A 25,615-nucleotide genomic window follows, 5' to 3' on the forward strand; every position below is an offset into this window, starting at 1 on the left:
TCGGTCTTTAGGCAAATAGCTAGCCGAGTAAAAATTTCTAGGCTTAAAGTTCGAAAAAGGCTAATTTGAGAAAAAAAGTGCAAAAGAAAGAGCTAAGAGCTTTTTAAGAGTAAAAGATACCTCCTGCTACTCTTCATGAAATATATAAAGGTTTAGCCTATCGTTAAAAAACTCATAACCAGTTCAGGCCTTTTAATTTTTTTTGATCGACTTTTATAGAAATACCGCTCCAGCTGTTAAGAAACTTTAAAAGGAAATATAATGCAGCCTTTTTCTTCTACCTCTATTGATAACCTACCTAATGAATTGCTGCTGCCTATCTTAAAGGAATGTATCACACCTCCTTTATTTAGCATCTGTAAAAGATGGCAAGAGCTTGGGGCTATTGAAATCTTGCCCTCCCTTTATAAAAAAATAGCGGCTATGCATGTCATTAATGGAAATGAAAAGCTGCGAGCTCGCCTTTTAGACAAGATTTATCAATTAGACTCTAAATTGGCTGCTTCAGAGAAAGTGGATCGAATCTTTAAGCAAGTTTTTACCTTAGCTAAATCTCTTTCTCCTTTAGAGTTTAAAAATAAAACGGAAGAAAAAAGATATTTAACGCTTGCTAACTATTCTTCCTATCTCTTAAACATTAATCGTCTGCTTATCTGGAAAAGAATCCCTGGAGGAAAGGAATACTTAGCACAAGAAGAAGTTAAGCTTTTATCTTTGGAAGAAAAAGGTAAGCTTTTTAGTCAGTGGATTGAAAGCTATGGCAAAGGAATCAAAGGATTAGATTTATCTAGATTAGGCTTGACTTATTTGCCCCCTGAAATAGGCATGTTTTCTGCTCTTGTTTCTCTTAATTTAAGCTACAATCAGCTGACCTTTCTTTCTAAAGAAATAGGCCAACTAACTCAGCTGGAGGGATTTTACTTAAGCCGTAATCGTCTTACCCTTGTAGCAGGAGAAATAGGTCAACTTTCTCATCTACGGACGCTTGACTTAAGTGACAACCTAATCAGCTGGCTTCCTTTAGAGATAGGAAAGCTTTTTAAACTAGTAAATCTTTATTTAAACTTAAACCGGCTTAATTCCCTTCCATCAGAAATAGGCCAGCTGTTTTTGCTAAAAAATTTTAACTTAAGCCAAAATTGTCTTAAAAGCCTTCCTGCCGAAATAGGCCAGCTCACTCATTTAGAAGCATTTCACTTAAGCCAAAACTCTCTCACTTCTTTGCCTAAAGAAATAGCTCAGCTATCTCGTTTGCAAAAGCTTGATTTAAGTCAAAACCAGCTGAACTCTCTTCCTTTAGAGTTAGGAAAGCTTTTTAGGCTCGAATGGCTATGTTTAAATCATAATAGATTGGATGTCCTTCCTATAGAGATAGGTCAATTGACTCAGTTACAGAGGCTTGATCTAAGCAAAAACCGGCTCAAATCTCTTCCTATAGAAATAGGGCAACTAGCTCGATTGAGGACGCTTAACTTAAGCCGAAATCAGCTAACCTCCCTTCCTGCAGAGATAGGCCAGCTGACTCAGTTATATGGTCTTAACTTAAACCAAAACCATTTTGCTACTCTTCCTGAGCAGTTATGGCTATTAACGCAGCTAGAAGAGCTTTGCTTAAGTCAAAATAAGCTTGTCTCCCTACCTGCAGAAATCGATCAACTGAATCAGTTGGAAGAACTTTATTTAAGCCAAAACTTTCTTATCTGCCTTCCTCCTAATATAGGAAATCTTCCCAAGCTAAAATGGCTTCATTTAGACTATAACCAGCTCAACTCCCTTCCTGTTGAGATAGAAAAGCTATCTCCATCTTTATATGAGCTAAATTTAACGGGAAATCCTTTTAAAACTATTCCTGAAAAGATTAGGCAGCATTTTCAGCCGTAGAGGCTTTGCTTTATTAGAAGAAAAAATGTCTTCTCGCATTTTGTTTAACTATCCTTAATAGTGGAGGTTAAACATGCTGCTCTTCTTTCTCTTCTCAATTTTATGGATATATAGGATGGTATTAAGAAATTGCTGAGGCTTGGAACTTGCAGATTAAGAATGGATAGTGAAGGTAGAAAGAATTACTTGCTCATGTAGAGATTAGGAGAAAACAAAATGTGGGTTGAAAAGGTGTACTTTAGGCTAGAGAAGGAGCGGGTAGAAGCATCTTTATTGCTTGTATCTAAGTAACCCATTTTTTTTATTAGATAAGCCAGCTCTGTGATCAAAGGCTCGTTTGATTAACATTTAAGAGGACCCGAAGGGTTGCCTTTGTGCTAAATTTGAAAGCGAGTAATCTATAAGCTTTTTCAGTTTTATGGTCCTTTGCTCAACAAGATTAAGTTAAAAAGGCTTTTTAAGAATTTGGCTTAATCTTTTATTCGATAAATTTTTTATTTTGACCCCTAAGTCTATGTATAAGCATACATCTTAAGGAGCTTACAGCTTGTTGCCAGAGCAAAGGAAATGCTTTGCTTAAAGTAAAATACAGGGATGCTCTTGTTTTAATTCGGTATAGCAAATTAGATAAAATTAAAGGTATTCAAGGTAGATGCTATTGCACTCACACGAGCAATTAGACGTTCTTTAGTTAATGTTGAGAGCAAAAAGGGTAGCCCATTCCTTGATATTTTTTTACCCTCCTATAAAAGCGTCTACCAGCTTATTAGTGGCCACTAGTAGTACTAAGCAACATAACTAGCTATAGGATGTCTATTTTCTATTCTAAAAAGATTCTAGATTCGCTAAAGCGCAAGAAGCCTATCTGCATTCTTCATCAGAAATTCCAAAAAAAATTATTTATTTAATCCAAAATGACACACTGAGAAAGTTGCTCTATTATCTCTGCAGGAAGAGAGGTAAGTTGGTTGCCAAATAGAAAAAGCTTTTCCAGCTGAGAAAGGCGCCCTACTTCCGCAGGAAGAGAGGTTAGCTGGTTGAAGCTTAAGTAAAGTTCTTTCAACTGAGAAAGCTGTCCAATTTCAGAGGGAAGAGCGGTAAGTTGGTTTTGGTCTAGCCAAAGCAATCGTAGCCGAGAAAGCTGCCCTATCTCAGCAGGAAGAGAGGTAAGTTGGTTGCCAAATAGAAAAAGCTTTTCCAGCTGAGAAAGGCGCCCTACTTCCGCAGGAAGAGAGGTTAGCTGGTTGATGCTTAAGTAAAGTTCTTTCAACTGAGAAAGCTGTCCAATTTCAGGAGGAAGAGCGTTTAGCTGGTTGTTGCCTAACCCGAGATATGCCAGCTGAGGCAACTTTCTAATTTCAACAGGAAGGGAAGCAAGTCGGTTGCTGTCTAGGTAAAGCTCTTGCAGCTGAGAAAGCTGTTCTATTTCAGAGGGAAGAGCGGTAAGTTGGTTTTGGTCTAGCCAAAGCAATCGTAGCCGAGAAAGCTGCCCTATCTCAGCAGGAATAGTGGTTAGCTGGTTGTTGCTTAACCCGAGGTGTTTCAGCTGAGAAAGCTGCCCTATCTCTGCAGGAAGGATGGTTAGCTTGTTGTGCTTCAAATTAAGCACTTGCAGCTGAGAAAGCTGTTTCATTTCAGCAGGAAGAGCGGTTAGCTGGTTGTTGCTTAAGTAAAGTTCTTTCAACTGAGAAAGCTGTCCAATTTCAGAGGGAAGAGCGGTAAGCTGGTTTTGGTCTAGCCAAAGCAATCGTAGCCGAGAAAGCTGCCCTATCTCAGCAGGAAGAGAGGTAAGTTGGTTGCCAAATAGAAAAAGCTTTTCCAGCTGAGAAAGGCGCCCTACTTCCGCAGGAAGAGAGGTTAGCTGGTTGCCATCTAAGACAAGCGATCTTAATTGAGAAAGCTGTTTCATTTCAGCAGGAAGAGCGGTTAATTGGTTTTGTTGCAAGCCAAGCGATCCTAACTGAGAAAGCTGCCCAATTTCAACAGGGAGAGCCACTAGCTGATTTTGCTGCAAGCTAAGCTTGCATAGTTGAGCTAACTGGCCTATCTCAGCAGGGAGGGTGGTGAGGTTGTTTTTGCTTAGGTCAAGCTCTTGCAGCTGAGACAGCTGCCCTATCTCTGGAGGTAAAAAAGTTAAGCCTGATTCACTTAAATCTAGGTGAGTAAAACTTTTATCTTGCTCTTTCATCCATTTGCTTAGTTCTTCTATATAAGCCTTTAAAAGCTCTCCTTTTTGCTTTAAAGGCAAAGCTTTAATGCTTTCTTTGCTTAAGTTCTCTTTCCCTTCAGGCAGCTTCTGCCAAAGTATGAGGCGATTAATATTGAGTAGATAGGAAGAATAATTAGAGAGGGTGAGAGCTTCATTGATGGTATTTTCTTCTCCAAAATCTATAGGAGAAAGATCTTTGGCTAGGCTTAAGACTTGCTTAAAGATGTAAGGGGCTTTTTCTTCCACAGCAAGGGTAGGTTCAATTTTATAAATCTGATCTATAATACGAGCTTGCTCTGTAAAATCTCCCCCTTTGTGAGGAAAATGGAAATGTACTATCTCGTAGTAAAGAGAGCTCATAGCTGGTGAAGAATGGGCTTGAATTTCTTTAACAGGTAAGCTAGATAAAGGAGGTGTATAAAGGGGAGATTGAGGAGTAACCGCAGAAATTGGCTGCGGAGAAACAGCTTGAGTTTCTTTAGCTGCGGGAATAGCTAAAGAAGATGAGGAAGCAGGAGATTGAGGAACAACTGTTGGGAGAGGGGAAGAAGGTCTATGGATTTGCTGTAGTTTTTCTAGCGCAAATTGCCTTATCTTTTTATTTTCGCCTAGCAAATTCTTTGTCCATTTATAGCTTATCTTTTCTTTCTCGGTCAGCTCTTCACTCTCCTGGCTCATCAACTCTTCCAATTGGCTTTCTAGCATTTTCTTTAAAGCTAAATTCTCTTGAATTGGGGGCTCTTCTAAAAGATTGAATAAAAGTTCAGTATAACCTTCCCTAGAATGTCCTGAAGAGGAAAGTGTCTTTTCCTGGGATTTTTCGGAAAGAGGGCGAGAAATAGGCTGAGGAAGTGAAGAAGATGGGTGAAATGAAGAAGAATGAGAGGGGCGTTTAAGGCAAAACTCTAGGTAGGCTTGGGCTTTTTCATAAGTAGGGCTTAATTGTAAAGCCTGCAGTAAAGCTCCTATGGCTGCTTCATGGTCTTCTTGTTCAACATATTCTTTACCTCTTAAAAAATGCTTTTCGGCTTCTTCACTAGGTTCTTTTTCTAAAGGATGAGAGGTGGCTGTTTCAGCCAGATGTCTGATCGTATAGTTGGGTACATAATTTTTGATGGGCTGCCTATCTAAGGGGCAGAGCTTATTACGAGCTAAGCATTGGATGATGGTATCTTCATTAAAGGTATGGCCACAAGGGACTAAGGTAACCGCTTTAGTCATCAACTCCCCTGACACAGCATCTTCTATATTCGCTGAAACTGTAGCTCGAAAGTCTGTCTGTATGCTAGAGGTTGAATTGGAGGGGATCATTTAGGCTCCTTGAGTTTTATAAGTTAACACTTTTTTCAGGTTTAGGTGAAGGTGTTCCTTTTTGCCTAATAGATTTACTCCTCATACTTTTTTTTAGCAAGTTGTTATTTAATAAAGGCAAAAGCTTGCGCCGCTATTTTAAGGGGGAGTTTTGGTAAGATTATTAGCATTTTAAGGGATAAATTTTAAAGCTTTCACTGTGAGGGGTGGAAAAAAAGGAGCCTTTAAAGTCATGTTTTTAAATTTAGGTCCATGAAGATACGACGATGGCCTGAGGAAAAGGCCAGCTGCATCAGCGTTTCATGAGTAAGCCAGGTATGATCCGTAATAGGCCTTTCATACGAAGAGTGAAAGAGTACGGGCTTTAAACTAGCTTGATATCTTGTAAAAGAGTGCTTAACTTGCGGAAGCTCTTTAATATATTGAGTTTCTAAAGACCATTGCAAAAACATCTCTTCCTGAAGACGCTGATAGCTCCAGCCTAGGGGAGGAGTTTCAAAATAAGGAAATTCATGCAAATCGGACATGATTTCACCTTTTTGCCCTCGTTTGACAAGTAATTTATTATCAAATATAATAATAGGAACTGCTCGATATAGATAGCTTGTTTCCACTTTGGTGGATTTAAAGGGTAATTGCTGAGCTGTACTATTCCTATAGCCCTTACAGCTAGATCTTAAAGGACACTCCATACATTTAGGCTTTTTCTTACATATTGTTGCCCCAAGTTCAATGAGAGCTTCATTTTGAATCCAAGCCTCATCCTCAGGAAGGATTTCTAGGGCAATTTTACGTAAATTATTTACGGTTTTATTTTTAGCAAAATCCTCTTTAATCTCAAAATAACGGGATAAGACGCGAATAACATTGCCATCTACAGCTGCAGCACGTTGGCGAAAAGCAAAACTTAAAATGGCCCCCACGGTGTAAGGGCCTAATCCTTTTATTTTTTTTAATTCCTCTTCATTAGAAGGGAGTTGCCCCTGATGATGATTTACAACATATTGAGCGGCTTGATGTAAGCTTCTTGCTCTTGAATAATATCCTAAGCCCTCCCATAATTTGATGATCTCATCAAGGTCTGCTTCAGCAAGGGAAGCGATAGAGGGAAAGCGCTGCATCCATCGATGAAAGTAAGGAATAACCACGGAGACTTGAGTTTGCTGCAACATGACTTCCGATACCCAGACAGCATAGGGAGATGGATGATGACGCCAGGGAAGAGAGCGTTTCTCAGCTAAGAACCATTCTTTAAGTCTTTTAAAATCAATTGAATACATAAAACCTAATAAAATATGCATTTTTCCAATAGAAAAGATGATATTATACGTGATGAGCTTAATGAGGTAAAGATGATAGACGAAGCATTAAAAATTGCCATGAGCGCTCTCGTAAATGTTTTGCGCGAGTTGTTAGCCAATATGGAAGAAGAGCAGTATGCTATTATGGCGCAAAATGCTCCAGCTTTTCAAGTGATCATGAATAGCAGAGAGCCGCTTTTAAATTCTATGCAAGCTTTCAGAGGTGCAATGGTGCAGGAAATCAATAAGTTAAAAGACCTTCATCCCGAGCACGCCGATCTTGAAAGCGATCAAGAAAGGTTAAAAAATTTAGCTCGATTGGCAGGCGCTGATAACATTGAGCTGTTAACTCTGCGGGATCAAATTTTAGCTCTTTCAGAACAGATGGAAAAGCAAAACAGTTATAATAAACTACTTTTAGGTAATCAGCAAAATGAGTCTGATACTGAAAATTATTCCCATCAATACAAACCTCGACTAGCCGCTAGGGTTAAGCCTCAAAAAAGTTCTATTCTCCCTAAGCAGATTCTTCAAACAATAGAAAGAACGGCCGAAGAAAATTAAAGCTTTTAGATAGGTCTTTAATTTTTTAGGAAACAGTCCATAAGTTAGCTCACTTAAAGTCTATTGTAGTAAAGCTTGGCCTTTGAAGGCTGAGGGGACAAGGTTAAGCAAAGTTATGCTTGTTAAGCTTTTAACCCAGATAAAAGTTAGGTGCTTTAGCAAAAAAGTTAATGAAAATTTTAAAAAGAACTTTTTTATTAGAGGATATCTACCAGTTGATGCTCAAGGTTTTGTTTAACAGCATACTGCTTTTCCCATGTCTCAGTAAATAAAGCGATCGGCCGATTGTAACGGTCTTGGACGATTAAGCTGTTACTAGGTTTTTGAAAAGTTTTAATATCACCCAGTAGCCAAGCACTGCATTTGTAGGGTAAGGAAGAAACTGTTGTATCGACACCATATTCATCTTTTAAGCGGTATTGCATCACTTCGAACTGTAGCTGTCCTACAGCAGCAAAGATTAGCTCAGCGCCATATTCGTAAGGTTTAAGAAGCTGTATGGCTCCTTCTTCTGTTAATTGATAAACACCTTTATCAAAGGATTTACGCTTACCCACATCTTTGGGGGAAACATGCGCAAAAATTTCGGGTTGAAAATGCGGAATAGGTTTAAAGTTGAAACCGCCTTTAGTCGAAATGGTATCGCCTACGGAAAATACACCTGGATTAATTACACCGATTACATCGCCAGCATAGCCTGTATCCACAATGGTACGTTCTCCAGCTAGCATGCCATGAGGGCGCGAAAGGCGCACTTCTTTAGCCGTGCGATGATGCTTAACAAGCATGTCGCGCTCAAATCTACCTGAGCAAATTCTTAAAAAAGCCATGCTATCACGATGTTTTTTATCCATATTAGCTTGTATTTTAAAAGCATAGGCACTAAACGGTGCTTCCACAGGGTCGAGCGTTTTTTCTTCTCCATTGTTTAGATTAATTAGGCGCGGTTGCGGAGGCGGGGCAAGATGGATAAAGGCATCAAAAAAAGGTTCAACACCAAAATTGGTTAAAGCCGATGCAAAAAATACGGGAGTCACGTTACCTGCTAAAAAATGCTTATAATCAAAAGGGTTACCAGCCATTTCTAATAATTCTAGCTCTTGCATTAAATGATGGTGAGCTTCTTCTCCCATAAGCAGAACGATTTCAGGGCTGTTTAGAGGATAACGGGTAATTTCAGCTTTTTGCGCGCCACCTACTGATGTTTTTGCAAAAAGAAGCACTTGCTTTTCTAATCGATCGTATACACCCTTAAAAGAAGCTCCGCAGCCAATCGGCCAATTAAAAGCTGTAGATTGAATGCCGAGCACATTCTCTACTTCATTCATAAGGTCGAGGGGATCGCGTCCAGGCATGTCCATTTTATTAATAAAGGTCAAGACGGGAATTTTGCGAAGTCGGCACACTTCGAAGAGCTTACGCGTTTGTTTCTCAACCCCTTTAGCAGCATCAATAACCATAATAGCACAGTCAGCAGCCGTGAGAGTTCTATAGGTGTCTTCAGAAAAATCTTCGTGACCAGGGGTATCTAAAATATTAATCAATGTTTCTTTGTAAGGAAACTGCATGGCCGAGGAGGTAATAGAAATCCCTCTTTCTTGTTCCATAGCCATCCAATCGGAAGCGGCAGCTTTGCGTCCTTTACGCCCCCGTACAATTCCTGCGGTATGAAGCATACCGGAATAAAGCAACAGCTTTTCTGTCAGAGTCGTTTTGCCCGCATCAGGATGGCTGATAATGGCAAATGTCCGGCGTTTAAAAATCTCAGCTTGCAGGTCTACTTTATTTTCTAAGGGGCTCACATCTTTCCAGTAATTGTTTAGTTTAAAATGAAAAGTAGTGTAACATTTTAGCTAATATAACCCAAACATCTTAAAGGAGGAAGTTCCGATAAATTAGCTTGGTGAATGTTAGAGAAGCTTAAGGCTTTCTTTTATTAATTAAAATAATTTAATAAAGGATTGAGCTACTAGAGGCTTAATTATTAAAAGCCCTCCATATTTTTTATTGTATTTTCAGAAAATAATTTATACAATTCTCTGCTATGAAAGTCTGCCAAAACACACGTTATGTCTTTATAGGGAGCCATCTCTTAAATGCCCCGCTTTGGGCGATGTATACTTTATTAGTTTTTATCTTTTATAAAGATTTGCATGCCTCGCCTTTACAGATCACTTTGCTCATTAGTTCTAAGCCTGTAGTAGCTATTGCTTCATTCTATTGGAACTCCTTTGTAGAGAAAAGGCATGACTTGCTAAAGAAGAGCATAGGATGTGCAAGTGTTATAGGACTTTTGCCCTGTTTTTTCTTCCCCTTTATTGATAATAATTGGTTTTATATCTTCGCTTTTGCAGTTTATATGATGGCCAGCAGAGCCATTATACCTGCATGGATGGAAATCCTAAAAATTAAAATTCATGCCGAAGCAAGAAGTAAAATCTTTTCCGTAGGCTCTTCAATTAATTATTTAACTAGCCTTTTCTTTCCTTTATTTATCTCTCGATGGATGGATCACAGTCCTGGCATTTGGCGGTGGGGATTTTTTATAGCAGCAGGAATAAGTTTATTGAGCAATTTTTTATTGGCTACTATCCCTTTGCCTAAAGAGGAACCCCCTCCTCTAAATGATAAGCAGAATTTAAAAGACACCCTCGTGCAGCCGTGGAGAAATTTTATCAAGTTAATGAGAGCGCGTCCAGACTTTGCCCACTTTCAACTGATCTTTATGTGTGGAGGGCTTGGGCTTATGATTATGCAGCCAGCATTACCTGTTTTTACATTAGAAGTGCTACACCTTTCTTATACTGAATTAGTCATTGCTATCTCTGTTTGCAAAGGGATAGGCTTTGCGTTGACTACCCGTATATGGGCTTTGTTTTTTAATAAGATAAACATTTATATTTTAACTTTTTTGATTTGTTTTCTAGCTACTTTATTCCCTATATTCTTGATAACAGCTAGCTTACATTGGATATGGGTGTACGTGGCTTATTTTGTCTATGGAATTATGCAGGCAGGCAGTGAGATGTGTTGGAATCTATCAGGGCCTAGGTTTGCTCGGAAAGAAAATAGTGCTGCCTTCACGGGAATCAATGTAGTATTGGTGGGACTTAGAGGATGTGTAGGTCCTTTTTTAGGAGGTTATCTAGGATTTATTGCTAATTCCTATTTACCTTTAATAGTTGGAGGGTTTTTTTGCCTGTGTGGAACAGGGTGTGCGATCTACAGTAGCAAGAAATATGCAGAGAAGGAACTTTTGTCAAAACCTTCTTAGTAAAAATAGGGGAATCTCTCCACTTTAAATTCTGCAGATAATGGGCTTCCCTCATGAATTGTGGATTAAAAATTTAAGAGGGGATTAATATTCTTTTTGTATAAAAAGGTAGCACTTTTTTTCCCACAATGATAAATGCATTTTTTATCGAAGAAGAGGGGGAGGAACCAAAAAGATCTTAAAAGAAGAAAAAGACAGGCAAATCACTTGTCACAGCTCTATCTCTCCCTTTCTTAAAAGGATAGAGACAAAGAATGCTTGAGAAAAGAATGAGGCCCGGGCTAGATTGCTTTTTTAAAGTCTTTTTTTGAATGGTTACTATTCTTTTTGGAGTAGCTGAGAAATTGCTCCTTGGCCTTTTATACGCAACTTTGATTCGTTAGAAGTTGAGAAATGACACTAATAAATAAGGTAAATTTAATGGAAGAAGATTGTAATTATAATTTCAATGTGAATCCCCTGGAAGAAAAGATTGCTACAGATACTTTAGAGCGTTATTCAGGCTCGACCGTGCAAGATTTTCAACCTTACCTGCTGCTTACTAATTTCCCTCGCTATGTTAGGCAATTTGCTAATGATCGTAATCTACCTATCCTAGAGGGATCTATGTTTTCTGTAGCCCACTCTCCAGAGGAAAAAGTAAGTATCTTGGATTTCAAAATAGGGTCTGCAGCAGCAGCCCTTATCATCGATCTGTGCGCTTTTTTGCCTATTCGTGCCGCCTTGTTGCTAGGTATGTGTGGAGGCTTGAGAAAGCATCATAAAATTGGGGATTACTTTGTGCCGGTGGCAGGTATAAGGGGAGAAGGAACATCAGACTTTTATTTTCCGCAAGAGGTGCCCTCGATGGCTAATTTTCTTGTACAAAAATGTGTAAGTAATGTTCTTGATCGGCAAAATTCCACTTATCACATTGGCATTACGCATACCACGAACAAGCGTTTTTGGGAGTTTAACGAAAACTTTAAAAGCCGTTTAGAAAAAACACGTCCTCAAGCGATAGAAATGGAATGCGCCACCCTTTTTATGGCTAGCTACTACCATAAGCTTCCCCTTGGGGCTCTTCTTCTTATTTCCGATCTGCCTTTAGGTAAAGATGGAGTGAAAACTAAACAAAGCTCTGAAAAAGTTTACCAAGAATATACGATCGATCATGTAGATAAAGGCGTGAAAATTATGCTTGAACTGGATGCGACTTTAAATCATCAAGCCAAAGGTGTTTTTCGAGGAGCAAGGCGCCGCTTTGAGTCCCCTAAGGTAGCCATTTCTGACAGTTAGTAACCAATGCTTTAAGCTACAACTGCCAGGTAGGGGATCAGGAGCTACCGATATTAAAACCTCTTAGCAATTAAAATAATCTATAAATATTTTGTTTTAAAATTTTATAGTAATTTTCATGGGCATAGGCATGGTAAATAAGCTCTGTACTTTCTTTAAGGCTTATGTAAAAGGTGTCCGGGGTCTAAAGAGCGCAGTCTACTACTGTATAGCGATTCTCTTCTGCCTGAGGCAAGCTCCTTAGTAGAGTGCTTGGCAATAAGTAACGTCGACGTTGTTTTGTTGCTGTTAATGCCATTTGCAGCATATATAAAGAGATATTTCCTTCCTTGGAACTGATAACTTGCAAGGCAGCTTGATTGAAATCTAGTCTAGGATTGCGATTATAACCTTTGGCTAGACGAATGCACGATTCTCCCTTGTGCTAAATACACGCCCCCCTTTAGCTGTCATCTGGATGAAAACTTGTCACCCTTAAATGTAGGCTTTTACTTGGATGCCAAGCACTTTAATCGTATGCAAAGCTACCCTAGTAAAAAGCCTAGTCACTCCCATTCCAAATATCTTATCAAGTGTTCTCCTTAAAAATATTCTTCTCAATCTGGCTAGGGAATAGGAGCGTATCTAATAAATGCCCCATCGGGTTGTCTTCAAAATATTCAGAATACATGCAAAGGGGGGTGGCTTACAAAGTTCTCTTCATTAAAGATTGTGCATTTAACAGCTTGTCCATAGGCTAAATGCTTATTCTTTGCCTTGTTGCCTACTGCCTGATCAATAAAGCCAACTCATCCTATATCCTCATATATTCTCAGCTACCCATCCTGAATGGTCAGCGTTTTGCATATCTATTTGCCTATTTCTTAATCTCCTTATTTAGATTATAGAAAATATTTTACTCGATAGTCTTTTAGAACCCCCAAATTATTTTTTATGCTGAAGAATGTAAGGTAGATCACCTACACTCAGTTTATTACCTCTCCTCAGGTAAAGTAACAACATACTCGATCGATAGAGAAATAGAGGTAAAAGATTTGCGCTTTGCGTCAGTTGATAAGGTGAGGCAGGGCGAGTAAAACATTAGAAAGAATTGAGAATTGCCACGATCGTTGGACTTCTAAATTTCCGATGCAGGTAGGAAGCTTAGACTAGCAGCTAAACATTCAGCCTGTTTTTATTGAAGGTTGCTTAAAAAGAGAGGATAGAATTTGAGGTGATAAGCAAATATTATCCTCTCTCATGAAGGGGCTTAATAAACCTAAATATCTTAAGTGATCAGGCAAAAACTATTAAAATATTCCGCGTGGTTAAGATGGCTTCTTAACGATCAAAAACGCCATGTATATTTTCAAAGTGCGCGCCTGCTGCTGTTACCCGGCTGGTTTAATTCTTTCTTGGCCATTTTTAAAGTACTTAGGATTGATCATCTGGCCTGTTACAGCATTCCAATGGGTGATGGTAAGAGAACCATCGGGATTTTCCACATGGATGGCGTAAACAGGTAGATATACTTCAGTTATACGACGAATGCTGAAATCATGGCCAAAAGCGCATTTAGCAACCCTTTCGATTTGAGAAGGAGTATACTTTTCAGAAACACGTTGAGAATAATTGTAAGGCTTAGAAACCAACATTCTATTAAACTTTGTTTGTGGAGTCACAAGGATTTTAGGGTTTTCAAAATGTAATTGCAATAGATTGCCCTTACGGGTGATTAGCTGCTTTTGGAGAGCACTTTCAATCCATGGGTTTACCACATCAGCTTCTAGTTGCAGATCTGCTAGCAAATCTTCTTTCGTGCGAATGCCATTAAATTTGGCTAAAGCGTTAAGTATTTTAAATTCTTCACGTGTGGCCTGTGCATTAATAGCATCTTCAAAACCATGGGTCCTTTCCCATGTTTCAGTGTTTAGAACCATTTCTCCATCTGTTAAACTCCATAAAATTACCCCTTCGCGTGTTTTTTTATCGGCTGTAAATTTAACTTCCATCAGCAAGTAAGGATGATATTTATACTGGGGTTCCTTATATTGATAGCTAGTATCTCCTAGAAGCTCGCGAGAATGAGCATCCATAATTTGCTGGGGAGTATAGCGCGCTTCTAGTGTTTGAAATTCACCATTTTCTACATAGCGACTCACTATATTTTTTACATCTCCCTTATTAGACCAGAGCCACCATCCTCCTCCTAGAAGGATTAAAGAAATGACGAGAAGTTGAATTTTGCGCATGTTGCATCCTATTTTCTGTATGTGTTCGACTTAAAAAATAAAGGCATTTTTGCTTACTTAAATTAATCAAATAAAAAAAGTAGCTTAAATAACTTATTCTTTCATAGATAATAAAAATTCCACATTGCTATTAGTTTTTTTCAGGCGGCCTACAACTAGATTCATCGCATCGTTAGGCGCTAGATCAGCTACAGCTTGCCGTAGTAAATAGACCTTTTCTAGCTCGTTAGGATGGTAGAGAAGCTCTTCTTTACGGGTTCCACTCTTAATAATATCAATCGCTGGATAAATACGTCGTTCAGCTAAACGTCGATCAAGCACTAGCTCCATATTACCTGTACCTTTGAATTCTTCAAAAATAACTTCATCCATACGGGACCCTGTATCAATTAATGCAGTAGCAATAATTGTCAGCGAACCTCCCTGCTCGATATTCCTTGCGGCACCAAAGAAACGTTTGGGCTTATGTAAAGCATTAGCATCTACACCGCCTGTCAAAATTTTCCCGGAATGAGGTTCTATCGTATTGTAGGCACGGGCCAACCTTGTGATAGAGTCTAGCAGAACAACGACATCATTGCCATGCTCGACTAATCTCCTTGCTTTTTCGATGACCATTTCTGCTACTTGTACGTGTCTCTCAGGGGGTTCATCAAAAGTTGAGGAAACGACTTCTCCTTTAACAATTCTCTGCATGTCTGTAACTTCTTCAGGTCTTTCTCCGATCATGAGGACGATAACAATGACTTCTGGATTGTTAATAGCTATAGCATTAGCAATATTTTGAAGGATAATCGTCTTACCTGTACGAGGGGGGGCTACAATTAGTCCACGCTGGCCTTTACCAATGGGAGCTGCAAGATCCAAAACACGCGTGGATAGCTTGTCTTTTGTTGTTTCCATGACCATACGTTTGCTTGGATACAGAGCTGTTAAATTCTCAAAAAGAATTCGCTCACGGGCTTTTTCTGGAGTTTTTCCATTAATTTTATCCACTTTGAGAAGAGCAAAGTATTTTTCTTTATCTTTAGGAGGCCGAATAGTCCCAGAAAGGGTGTCACCTTTTTTCAGATCAAAACGCCTAATCTGCGCTGGGGAAACGTAGATATCTTCTGCGGAAGGTAAGTAGTTATAGTTGGGGGAGCGTAGAAAGCCAAATCCGTCAGGCAGAATTTCTAATACGCCTTCGCCATACAGAATCTCGGCAGGATTTTCTGAAAGCGCCTTGACGATTTCAAAAACCATTTGAGATTTAGTAAGAGATCCTAGGTGTTTAAGGCCAATTTTTTTACTAAACGCGTTTAATTGGTCGATATCCATGCGTTGAATTTCAGCGATTTTAATTGTTTCGCCAGGGGGAACAATAGCTGTCGTGTTGATAGATGGGTGCTGTTGTTGATTCTCTTCGCCCTCTTCAAAGGTAGAGTAGGGCGTCTCTAAATGAGTGTTTTCTGGATCCATTTAAGAATCAGACTCCTAAATTTAATGGGTTAAAATGTTCATTAATTTTTTTGTTTCAATTTCTAAATCGTCTAGGTTGCTATCGTTGACAATAACATAATCAGCCCTATGAGCTTTTTCATCGATAGACAACTGCCTTGCTGAGCGCCTTTCATATTCTTCAATACTTTTTCCTGTAGCTTTTTGAAAACGCTTTTTACTTTTGTCTGAATCAGCTACGACACTAATCACTGTATCATAAAAATTTTCTAACCTAGCTTCAAAAAGCAAAGGAATTTCAGCTACAAATAATTTCTTTCTGATTTTTTGTTGATTAGCTAAATCATAGTGTTTCTTAATTTCATCTTGAACTGCAGGATGTAGGATTCTTTCAAGAGATTTAAGCAATAAGGGTTGTTTGAATACCTTTTGTGAAATTTTAGAACGATCGATTTGATTATTTATGACTATATCGCTGCCAATTAGTAGAATAACGTGCTGACCGAGATTCGTGGTAGGGGAAAGCAGTCGGTGTACAATATCGTCTGCACTTACTACGTAAGCGCCAAACCTCTTAAAGAAATGACAGACTGATGTCTTGCCACACGAAAGACCGCCCGTTACGGCAACTTTAGACAATGCTAACATTCTTTCCAATTTTTGCCAATACTGATATCTACAATCAAAGGAACTTTTAATTTAAAAACATTTTGCATGATTTCACGAACCATAGGCTCTATCGAGAGAATTTCAAAGTCAGGAAGCTCAAAAATTAATTCATCATGAATTTGTATAACCATGTAACCTAATTTTCTTTCTTTGTGAAGCCTTTCATTAATTTGTATCATAGCTAGCTTGATCAGATCGGCTGCCGTACCTTGGATAGGGGCATTGACAGCGAGCCGTTCTGCTGCTGCCCGGATTTGCATGTTTTTGCTATTAATTTCTGGAATAAGTCTTTCGCGGCCTGTAAGAGTGACTGCTTTTCCTAGCTTACGTACCGATTCTTTAACGGATTCTAGGTATTCTTTAACCTTGCTATATTGCTTAAAATACATCTCAATAAAAAGCTTAGCATCTTTAACATCAATCCCTAATGTTTGGGAAAGCCCAAAAGGGCCTTGGCCGTAAATGACTCCAAAATTTACCGTTTTAGCTTGATATCTCATCTCTTTTGTCACTTGTTCAAGAGGGACATTAAAAATTGCTGCAGCGGTTCTTAAATGAATATCTTGATTACTTTGGAAAGCTTCCAGAAGGGTAGGATCTTCACTTAAATGAGCAAGAAGGCGTAACTCAATTTGCGAATAATCTGCAGCTAGAAAGCTCCACCCTGATTTTTCAGGACGGAATGCTTGCCTTATTTGAATGCCCCACTCGGTGCGCACAGGAATATTTTGTAGGTTAGGATCTTGGCAAGATAGCCTGCCTGTAGCAGCTACAGATTGATTAAAGGTACAATGGATGCGATGGGTTTTAGGGTTAACTTCTAAGGGTAGAGTTTCTACATAGGTGGAGCGCAGCTTTTCTAGCATGCGATATTCCATCAATTTACTAGCAATAGGATATTGGTGTTGAAGAAATTCTAAAACTTCGGCACTGGTAGAGTTGCCTGTGGCAGTCTTTTTGGGAGGCTGTATGCCTAGTTTGTTAAAAAGAATATCGCTCATTTGCTTAGGGGAGTTTAAATTAAATTCCTCGCCTGCCATTAAATAAATTTCTTTTTCAAGCACTCTAATTTGGGCAGTAACCTTTATGGAAAAATTCTTTAAAAATTCTTTGTCTAAATAAATTCCTTGCCGTTCCATCTCTAACAAAACTTTAAGAAGAGGTAACTCAACATTATTTAATAAAGAATATAATTTTCTTTCCTGCAGCTGCTTTTTCAATACTTTCTTAAGACGGCATGTGAAATCTACATCTTCACAACAATAGGCCATCACTTGTTCAAGGGGCACTTCACGCATGGTAATGGCTTTTTTGCCTTTTCCAATCAAGGAATCGATGGATATTTTCACTTTACCAAAGTATTCTAAAGAAAGGGTATCGAGAGAATGTTGGCGCCTGTGCGAGTTAAGCAAGTAAGAGGCCAAGATAGTATCAAAGGCAATGTTGGCCACTTGAATGCCGTAAAGGCTAAGTACATGGAGATCGTATTTAACATTATGGCCATAAAAGCCAATAGAAGAATTTTCAAAAAGAGGCTTTAAAGTCTGAACTACTTTTTCAAGGCCCAGCTGACCATTAACAGGCACATACCATGCTTGAGAAGGTTGGTAACATAGACCTATGCCTATCAGTTCTGCTTTTAAGGCATGTATCGAGGTCGTTTCTGTGTCAAAGCAAATTTCCTTTTGAAGCATGAGTTCACCGACAAGAGCGTTCAAGCTTTCTTCATCATCTACGCACTGATAGGCGACCTGTTCGTCGCTTGCACTTAATCCAAGTGGATTCGAGGAGGGTATCTCTTTTTCTAATTCTTTAAGTAAAGAGTTAAAGTTTTTGCTGATATAAAAGCTTTTTAGCTGCTCTTTCTGGCAGGGAATCAAGCGATAGAAGCTTTCTTCACGAGGAATACTTACATGAGTGTTGACGGTAACAAGTTGCTTGCTAAGAAGGGCTTTTTCAGCTTCTTGAATGAGGGTCTCTTGCTTTTTTTTTCCGGGAATTTCTTCCGGGTGGGCCAAGATGTATTCCAACGAGCCAAATTGCTGTAAAAGTGCGGAAGCAGTTTTGGGGCCAAACCCTGAAAGACCCGGAATATTATCGGAGGCATCACCTGTTATAGCTAAAAAATCAATAATTTTATGGGGAGGCACTCCATAAACTGCTTCAATTTCTTGGGCTCCCATGATTAGATTATCTTTAAAAGTATTAAGAATAAAGACTTGATCATTTACTAGCTGACACATATCTTTATCGCTTGTGCAAATATACGCCTTGGCTTGTTGCTGTTGAGAGGCCCATACTGCAATACTTCCCATTGTATCATCAGCCTCTACTTCAGGAATATTTAAAATAGGGATGCCTCGCAGCGCGCAGTATTCTCTTGCCCATTGGATTTGATAAAGAAGGTCAGGGGGCATATCGGGTCGATGGGCTTTATAGTCGGCATAGATACTAGTACGTGCATTAATGCTGCGAGGACCATCAAAGACCGCCACTAAATGATAAGGCTGGAAATCAATAATGAGTTTTGAGACCGAACGGATAAAGCCAAATAAGGCATTCGTGGACTCTCCTTGGTGATTCGTAATATTTCGAATAGCAAAATAAGAGCGATAGATATAGCCCGATGCATCAATGATATAAATGTCATTCATCATAAACCTTTTTAAGACCTTTAACTACTATTCTAGATGAGAGGGGTTTTGAATTTAAATGCAAACTTTAAGAGGAGTTCAGGGGATTCTTAACCTCACCTTAATTTTGCATTTAAATTTTACCTAAAGCAAACTGCTACTTAAATTGCTTAGGTATAAGGGCTTTAAGGGCGAAACATATATTGAAATTGACCTAATAACCTAGGATCATAGGCAGGTGAAATTTGCAATTCATGTTTTATGGGACCATTCAAAGCTTTTAATTGCGTTTTAAAAATTTCGCTAATCCAGGTCTCTTTCTGCATCTGAACTACACGATAATTGGGACCTTCAATACTCATTTGCCTAGCAAGTTGAGAAATAGCTTCGTTTAAAGTTACGTCGCTTTCATCGATATAGCCTAATTCCTTAGCTTGTTGAGCAGGAAAAATTTTGGCTCCATACTCCTGAATCAGCTTGGTTTTATCCAACTGAGGACGGTTAGCGGTCATAATATTTACAAATTCGTTATAATAGTAATCGATAAGTTCTTTATAATTGTTTTCCTCACCTGCATGCCAAGGCCGTAAAGGATTTAAACCATCTTTACCCTTACCTGCATAAAGAGTTAAGGATTGAATACCTAGCTTTTCCAGAAGTTGCGAAATATTAAGGACGGAAGGGGCTATTACGCCAATGCTACCAATAATGCTCGTATCAGTTGCAAGAACCCTATCTGCAGCTGCTGCAATATACATGCCTCCTGAGGCGCACATGCCATCTACAAATGCATAGATAGGTACATTATATTGATGTTTATAAGCTTTAAGGGCTCGATAAATACCATCCGCATCAGTTACAGTCCCACCTGGTGTTTGTATGTGTAGTAAGATGCCTTTAACAAGATTATTCTTAAGGATACCTTCACGTGATTGAATTAACATTTGACTAATATGATGTTGATCTAATTTATCTAAGCCCACAATCCCATTAATATTAATTTTTAAGATGACAGGTTGGCTAGAGAACGCTTCTCTTTTTCCTTCAGCGTTAGCTAAAACTTCAATATTAAAATCCTTTGTAGGTTCAGTAGAGGTAGAGGTATTAAAAGCACTCATGCCAAAAATAATCAATAAAATGGCTAAGCAACCTCCGATTACGGTAAATAAAGCAATTAGAAAAGCACGTAGTGCTGATTGAATGATAGAGTCTTTCATTAAACTTTTCCTGTTAACATTTTTGTTTAAATTTTAAATGGATTCACTTGTTGAACAAGCCAGCTGGTAGCGCGTGCATAAACTAGATAAAAAATTCCATAGAACAAGGAGAGTACGTTCGACAGAGGCGGCGATTAAAGCTTCATTACTTTTATTTGCATAGCGTTCCAGTAGCTTCCTTTCCACAGCAGCATGTTCTTTATCAGCTTCTATGTGTACTGAAAAATATTTCCAATGGCTGGGTTCTTGCATGCCGTAATGTTCTTTTAAACCTTTAATTTTTGAAATGCATATAGAAGGTATTTGGCTCTCATAAGCATATAAAGAAGCAATTCCTTCGGCGGTGCTAGAGTTTTTGCAGCTTTCCATAAAAGTATGAATTATTGCTTGCATACTTGGAGAGGGACGATGGGCCTCTATTTCTTCAGTGCTGGCACCTAATTGTTGCGTAAAACTTTTCCATAAATCAGGATGGTTAGGTAAACCTGCTTCTTCTTCAATTAAATTATTAAGAAGATGGCGCCTTGTGTCGGCATCTTCAGTGTGTGAATGAAGAGCAGAAAGGTAACGAGGAAATGCTTTTACATGCTGATAATATTCTTTGGCATATTCTACTAAACACTCTTTAGATAGCTCTCCTCGGCTCCATGCTTGATAGAAAGGATGTTTAAGCAAATGTTTATCTTGAATTTGATTATCGATTTTACTTAAAAATTCTTGTGTCATGGAAACCCTCTCATTTAACAGAGCAGAGTAATAAAAAAAACAATTTAAGCAAACAAAAGACTTATTTTCAAATTCTAAATTCTTTATTATTTAAGCCATTATGCAGTTAGACAAAATAAATTCTTTGATTCAAGAGCTTTTACAAGAAAATAGCTTTTTACAGGCCATATTAAGTTCCCCACGAGATAGAATTTTTTCTCAGAAAATTACCATTCGCCCTATTTCTATTAAAAATAATTGGAGACTGCAATTTAGCCATCAGCAAAATCAAAAAGTTATCCATAAAAATTATTCGGTAGAAGAAGGAATAGAAAAAATTTTTGAGGCTTTAAAGCATTATAAGCAAGCTCTTTTTTGTACCGTCTCTAAAGATTATCAGATACTTATTAGTAAAAAAGGTGAGGCCACTATCATTCATAAGCCTGCTAGTAAAAAAGCTACTCCTTTACTCAATCACAACCGCTCAAAAAATTATATTCTTAAGGAAAACGAGCCCATTCCTTTCTTGCAAGAGCTAGGTGTGAGCTCTAATTTGGGAAAAGTTTTACCGGGAAAACGCGATAAATTTTGTCAAATCAATCGTTTTTTGGAAATGGTCCAGGATATTGTTCCTTATTTTGCTAAAGATAAAACTTTGCAAATCGTTGATTTTGGATGTGGCAAAGCTTATCTAACTTTTGCACTCTATTACTATTTACATTTTCAACTCAAGTACAAGGTGCAAATTACCGGATTAGATTTGAAAGCTGATGTTGTAGTCCAATGCCAGAATTTAGCCAATAAATTAGGTTTTACTCATCTGCATTTCATACAAGGGGATATCAATGCTTATATGGGAAATGAACCGATAGATTTAATGGTCTCGTTACATGCTTGCGATACAGCTACCGATGCAGCCTTAGAAAAAGCCGTGCGCTGGCAGGCGCAAGTAATTATGGTAGTTCCTTGCTGCCAACATGAGCTATATAAACAGGTGCAATGTGAAAGCTTAGAGCCTCTTTTATCCCATGGCATATTAAAAGAGCGTTTTTCTGCTTTAGTGACTGAGGCAGCGCGCGCCAAGCTATTAGAAATTTTAGGTTACAAGACTCAAGTTATCGAATTCATCGACATGGAACACACTCCCAAGAATCTACTGATTCGTGCGATTCGGCAATCAAGCAACCAGACTCGTCACGCTGAGCTTTTAAAGCAATACTATCAATTTAAAAAAACTTTAGAAATAAAACCTTTTTTGGAAAAGTGTTTTATTCAAGAGTTGATGTCTTAATATTAAATTAATATCAATTTATTCTGAATTTAAATAATAACAATTAAAATAACACTTAATTTATTTATATAAAAATAAAATGAGTGCTATTTTATGGTTAATCTTTTTTCGTGGTCGCAATTTTCAGAAACCTGTCTTAGAGGTGAATTAAAGTCTTCAGCTTTAGATAAGAAAACCCTGTCAAAAAGTTTGGATGTTTATTTAAAGACTGAGCTTAAGATCGAGCTTTCTCTCTCTGCTGCTAAAATTTTAAAAAGATATGCTTTTCATAAAGCTGGAATAAAAAGCGGGCAGCAAAAAAATTTAAGTTCTCTAAAGGCTTGTCAGGTGTTTGAAAATTATAATGAACTTTTAGGAAAGATAAGATTCGAATTTGAGTCTTTGGGCTTTGTGAAACCCATTAAGCCTGTTGGTTCCAAAACAATGACTTGGCTTTCCATCTTTTCTTCAAGTATTGCTAACAAACATTGGGAGCCTAAAATAAAAGCTAACATTCAAAAACTATTTGATCAAGCTTACAAAATAAACCTTATTAACAAAGTGGTTTTTAAGAAAGATCCCCATATCGAATTGGAAAAGCTTATTTCCCTAGAATTAGTAGGCAAGCAATTGGCCTATTTTAATCCTAAAGAGGGTGAGCGGTTCCAAATTCCTTTTGAGGGTAGCATGGTAGAGTATGAAGCAAGTGAAATCCGTCTATGGATGGGAATGTACGCTTATGGTTTCAAACCTGTAGATGAAAATGAAAAGGCGCCACCTATTTTGGCTTTTTCTGGAACACGTATTGGATTATCGCAAAGAGGTTTTTTAGCCACATTAGCTGCCGACTTTGATCCTCGTGGGGTGGGTTATATTGCTTATGCAAGGGGAAAGCAAAACATCACTCAATGGTTAGAACAGAATAAGAATGCATTGGTAACCGGCCATAGCCTAGGCGGCGCTCTTGCACGCTATACAGCAATAGATAATCCTAGCTTAGTTCATGGGGTTTTCTCTTTCAATGCTCCAGGCATATCGGCAACCTATGGGAAAAAATGGGATGAGCTTAAAACAAGGCTGCCTCATCGCCGTCCGCATATGTATAATTTCCACCATAGTGAAGATAAAGTTCCTACGTTTGGGCAGCGTTATATCGGAAAAAATTATCAAGTCATCTGCTCAGTAGAAAAAACTGTAAAGCAGCGCTTTACTGCACAGTATACTATCCATAATAAAATGTTGTTTTGCAGAAAAATTGCTATTCTTTGCAAAGCTAATCCTAAACCAAGCCTATCTTTAAAGATGCAAAGATTTGTGGGCATCATTCCCTTTATCTTTTTCATTTCCTTACTTTTTATTAATCGAGCGCTATTTGGCCTTTACGATTCTAGGCCCTATGCTTCAGTTTTTGGACCCTTGCGATGGGTTTGGCGTCAATTAATCACCAGCCAATTAGCTATAGAGCAATTGAATAGTGAGTATTTGCAACCTAAAGGGGCCGCTACTGCGGCATGAAAAAAAAGCTAAAAAATAAATGAGAGGCTAGCCAGCCTAGGTAGCGATCGAAAGAATAGGATTGCTGTTAGAGGAGTTTTTACCTTTTTTGCTTGCAGTTTTAGGCTAACAAGAATTATGATCATCTTTAATTTTTTTAGCCGATGTGGCGGAATGGTAGACGCGGTAGACTCAAAATCTACTTTAGGCAACTAAGTGCTGGTTCGAGTCCGGTCATCGGCATATCCCCGGAGACATTTTCAAAAATGAAAATATCTCTGGGGTTTTCTTTTTGTAACCCACTCGTTTTCTGAAGGATAAGCTGGATTCATTCCTTCGGTTCGATACTTTCCATCTGCAAAAATCAATTTTCCTGGAAATATCGAACCAAGCATTTTCCGTTTCACATCCAAGGGTGTCATTTGGAAGTAAATATCCATGTGGGTCAAAAAGGCTAATTCCGTAGCGGCTATACTTTTCAAAAGCCGTGTCAGTAAGTTTTATATCTTCCATATCGCGCTTTAATTTCTTAATCTGGTCTTAAGTATGACGCTTAAGGCGTTTATAGGAGTCTACCTCTAATTCACCAGTTACAAATCTCTGTTGATCAAACTTGAGCAGATTGGCTTCGTGACTGGTTAGTTGACTCTTCAGTTTAGCAAGCTTTCGAACTTTTTATTTTATGTTTTTGCTAGCTAACCATTCATTGATCCTAGAAAGCAAATCATCAAAATTCTTAGGGAGAGTATTCTCATCAATCTTTAAGCCGTTCAAGTAGCTTTGCCAAAATGTCCTCAATTGCGGTAATTCGGCTATTTTATATACGATAGGAAGCTTTAAAGCCGTACCTCTATGCTCAAAAACTGATTCTATAATTAATTTTAAATTGTGAAAAGAAGCAGAAAACTCGTTGAGGATGAGTGAATGCACATCATGAAAATCTTTCATGCGACTGTTTAAAAACCCACGATAAACAATGGTTTCTAATTTTTCTGCAAATATGAATTCTTTAGGATAGCAGGAAAGATTCACGCTCGATTCAAATATAGCTCCTTTTGCGCCCTTAAGCAAAGGAATCGAATATTGAATTGGTTCAACAATATCTCCAAAACCAATATCGATTGAAAGCTTGCGCTTAATTTGCCCAAAGTAAGCCATTGCGCTGATTTCAGCTCCAGAATAACGCATATGAGGATGAGTAAGTTGATCCACCTTAATATTTTGGAAAGTAAAGCCATCATCGAGTTCTATTTTTGAGACTTCTTCAAATATAAGAGAAAGATCATCAACTCTGTTGCTAACTCCATTGGCAAGAAGATCTAAGTCTTTAGTTTCTCGGCCTAGATTAATGTATTTAGACAATAATACGGCGCCTTTTAAAACAAATCGCTCTCTATAATTCGATTTTGCTAAGCGCACAAGAAATCTTTCTAAAATAAGGTTTTGCTAAAGGTCAGCTGGATCCCGACGTGTTTCTTTGGCAATCACTCGCAAACGAGCTTTAAGAGATTTTTCTAGATCAGCAGTCATGTGGTATAAGCCAAAATATAAGGGTTGATATTAACGCGCAAAATGTTCGCGTATTCAATTAATTTCGTTGAATCAGGCTTTATATCCGCTAATGTAAAATATTGCCTTAATGCCTTAAGAGCGATTTCTTTACTTAAGTAACGAAAAGCATCTACAATTGTTCGCTCTCTATCAAAAATATGAACTGTGTACTCTCCCATGGTGAGTGTTTCCTTTCCAAGGTCAGTATTACGCATTCTCACAATATGAGCGTTAGGACGTTTTGGTGAACGTCTTTGATTGGGGATGGCGATCCAAGCTTCACGCATGATTTGATCTGTTAGGTCGTAATAACAAAGAGCAGAAATGAGACAGATCACTCCTTCTGGAATACTAGCTGCTGTAAAAGCTAGGTTTTCCCAGTCAAAATCTACTGTTGGTTCATAAGTGGAGGATCGGTAAACCCCTGGACAAAGTTTTTCCAGGATACCATTTTTAGTTAAATAGATAACAGACCATCTTGGAATGCCTTGATTTTCCGCTTCTTTAAGAGTAAAAAAAGGCCTGTTTAACAATTTTTCTAATTTATCTTCGTATTTTTTCATACTTGCGATTCTACAAAATGCACT

17 protein-coding genes and 1 tRNA gene are annotated in these 25,615 nt (G+C 38.3%); 7 read left to right on the forward strand and 11 right to left on the reverse strand.

All coding sequences use genetic code 11. The features are described from left to right. The first annotated feature begins 261 nt into the window (after positions 1 to 261). Entirely contained in the window at positions 262 to 1,881 is a 1,620-nt protein-coding gene (locus DB42_RS03220) for a leucine-rich repeat domain-containing protein (RefSeq protein ID WP_052435947.1), read from the forward strand. Between the two features lie 904 nt (positions 1,882 to 2,785). On the opposite strand, the gene DB42_RS10305 is transcribed toward DB42_RS03220, so the two are convergent. Together DB42_RS10305 and mutY are read right to left on the reverse strand one after the other, a co-directional pair. Continuing rightward, positions 2,786 to 5,401 carry a leucine-rich repeat domain-containing protein gene (locus tag DB42_RS10305; RefSeq protein ID WP_052435948.1) on the reverse strand — a complete coding sequence of 872 codons (2,616 nt, stop codon included), beginning with the start codon at positions 5,399 to 5,401 and terminating at the stop codon, positions 2,786 to 2,788. Positions 5,402 to 5,631: 230 nt separating this feature from the next. Further along, positions 5,632 to 6,702: an A/G-specific adenine glycosylase gene (gene mutY, locus DB42_RS03230; RefSeq protein ID WP_044881710.1), complete on the reverse strand. Its 1,071-nt coding sequence runs from the start codon at positions 6,700 to 6,702 to the stop codon at positions 5,632 to 5,634. On the opposite strand from mutY, the gene DB42_RS03235 reads away from it, so the two are divergent. After that, positions 6,697 to 7,266: a flagellar export chaperone FlgN gene (locus DB42_RS03235; protein ID WP_044881711.1), complete on the forward strand. Its 570-nt coding sequence runs from the start codon at positions 6,697 to 6,699 to the stop codon at positions 7,264 to 7,266. The genes mutY and DB42_RS03235 overlap by 6 nt on opposite strands. A 197-nt stretch (positions 7,267 to 7,463) precedes the next feature. Here the strand turns inward: DB42_RS03235 and DB42_RS03240 are convergent, their stop codons facing one another. Beyond that, positions 7,464 to 9,068, reverse strand: coding sequence for a peptide chain release factor 3 (locus tag DB42_RS03240; protein ID WP_044881712.1), 1,605 nt, complete (start codon positions 9,066 to 9,068; stop codon positions 7,464 to 7,466). Between the two features lie 242 nt (positions 9,069 to 9,310). Here DB42_RS03240 and DB42_RS03245 point away from each other — a divergent pair, with 242 nt between their 5' ends. Continuing rightward, the gene (locus tag DB42_RS03245) at positions 9,311 to 10,540 is read left to right on the forward strand and encodes an MFS transporter (protein ID WP_044881713.1); all 1,230 of its coding nucleotides are present in this window, start codon (positions 9,311 to 9,313) and stop codon (positions 10,538 to 10,540) included. A 420-nt stretch (positions 10,541 to 10,960) separates the two neighbouring features. Next, positions 10,961 to 11,818 (forward strand): AMP nucleosidase, encoded by an 858-nt coding sequence (locus DB42_RS03250; protein WP_044881714.1) that lies wholly within the window; start codon positions 10,961 to 10,963, stop codon positions 11,816 to 11,818. Positions 11,819 to 13,188: 1,370 nt separating this feature from the next. On the opposite strand, the gene DB42_RS03255 is transcribed toward DB42_RS03250, so the two are convergent. The 6 genes from DB42_RS03255 to DB42_RS03280 form a co-directional block, all read right to left on the reverse strand. Beyond that, positions 13,189 to 14,049 carry a hypothetical protein gene (locus DB42_RS03255; RefSeq protein ID WP_044881715.1) on the reverse strand — a complete coding sequence of 287 codons (861 nt, stop codon included), beginning with the start codon at positions 14,047 to 14,049 and terminating at the stop codon, positions 13,189 to 13,191. 93 nt (positions 14,050 to 14,142) lie between these two features. Further along, entirely contained in the window at positions 14,143 to 15,510 is a 1,368-nt protein-coding gene (gene rho / locus DB42_RS03260; protein WP_039386142.1) for a transcription termination factor Rho, read from the reverse strand. 21 nt (positions 15,511 to 15,531) lie between these two features. After that, positions 15,532 to 16,137 carry a dephospho-CoA kinase gene (coaE, locus tag DB42_RS03265; protein ID WP_044881716.1) on the reverse strand — a complete coding sequence of 202 codons (606 nt, stop codon included), beginning with the start codon at positions 16,135 to 16,137 and terminating at the stop codon, positions 15,532 to 15,534. Further along, the gene (gene polA / locus DB42_RS03270; RefSeq protein WP_238578980.1) at positions 16,131 to 18,815 is read right to left on the reverse strand and encodes a DNA polymerase I; all 2,685 of its coding nucleotides are present in this window, start codon (positions 18,813 to 18,815) and stop codon (positions 16,131 to 16,133) included. Before polA ends, coaE begins: the two co-directional genes overlap by 7 nt. 161 nt (positions 18,816 to 18,976) lie before the next feature. Beyond that, positions 18,977 to 20,008: a S49 family peptidase gene (locus tag DB42_RS03275; protein WP_044881718.1), complete on the reverse strand. Its 1,032-nt coding sequence runs from the start codon at positions 20,006 to 20,008 to the stop codon at positions 18,977 to 18,979. Positions 20,009 to 20,041: 33 nt separating this feature from the next. Then, positions 20,042 to 20,734, reverse strand: a complete 693-nt coding sequence (locus tag DB42_RS03280) for a CADD family putative folate metabolism protein (protein WP_044881719.1) — start codon at positions 20,732 to 20,734, stop codon at positions 20,042 to 20,044. 100 nt (positions 20,735 to 20,834) lie between these two features. On the opposite strand from DB42_RS03280, the gene DB42_RS03285 reads away from it, so the two are divergent. The 3 genes from DB42_RS03285 to DB42_RS03295 all read left to right on the forward strand — a co-directional run bounded on the left by DB42_RS03285 (position 20,835) and on the right by DB42_RS03295 (position 23,720). Further along, positions 20,835 to 22,004: an SAM-dependent methyltransferase gene (locus tag DB42_RS03285; RefSeq protein ID WP_044881720.1), complete on the forward strand. Its 1,170-nt coding sequence runs from the start codon at positions 20,835 to 20,837 to the stop codon at positions 22,002 to 22,004. Positions 22,005 to 22,097: 93 nt separating this feature from the next. Beyond that, entirely contained in the window at positions 22,098 to 23,498 is a 1,401-nt protein-coding gene (locus DB42_RS03290) for a hypothetical protein (RefSeq protein ID WP_044881721.1), read from the forward strand. 139 nt (positions 23,499 to 23,637) lie between these two features. Next, a tRNA-Leu gene (locus tag DB42_RS03295) sits at positions 23,638 to 23,720 on the forward strand. Between the two features lie 432 nt (positions 23,721 to 24,152). On the opposite strand, the gene DB42_RS03305 is transcribed toward DB42_RS03295, so the two are convergent. Then, positions 24,153 to 24,896 carry a nucleotidyl transferase AbiEii/AbiGii toxin family protein gene (locus DB42_RS03305; protein ID WP_044881723.1) on the reverse strand — a complete coding sequence of 248 codons (744 nt, stop codon included), beginning with the start codon at positions 24,894 to 24,896 and terminating at the stop codon, positions 24,153 to 24,155. A gap of 107 nt (positions 24,897 to 25,003) precedes the next feature. Next, positions 25,004 to 25,591 carry a type IV toxin-antitoxin system AbiEi family antitoxin domain-containing protein gene (locus DB42_RS03310; protein ID WP_044881724.1) on the reverse strand — a complete coding sequence of 196 codons (588 nt, stop codon included), beginning with the start codon at positions 25,589 to 25,591 and terminating at the stop codon, positions 25,004 to 25,006. Between the last annotated feature and the right edge of the window lie 24 nt (positions 25,592 to 25,615).

The organism is Neochlamydia sp. EPS4 (assembly GCF_000813665.1).
Lineage (GTDB): Bacteria > Chlamydiota > Chlamydiia > Chlamydiales > Parachlamydiaceae > Neochlamydia.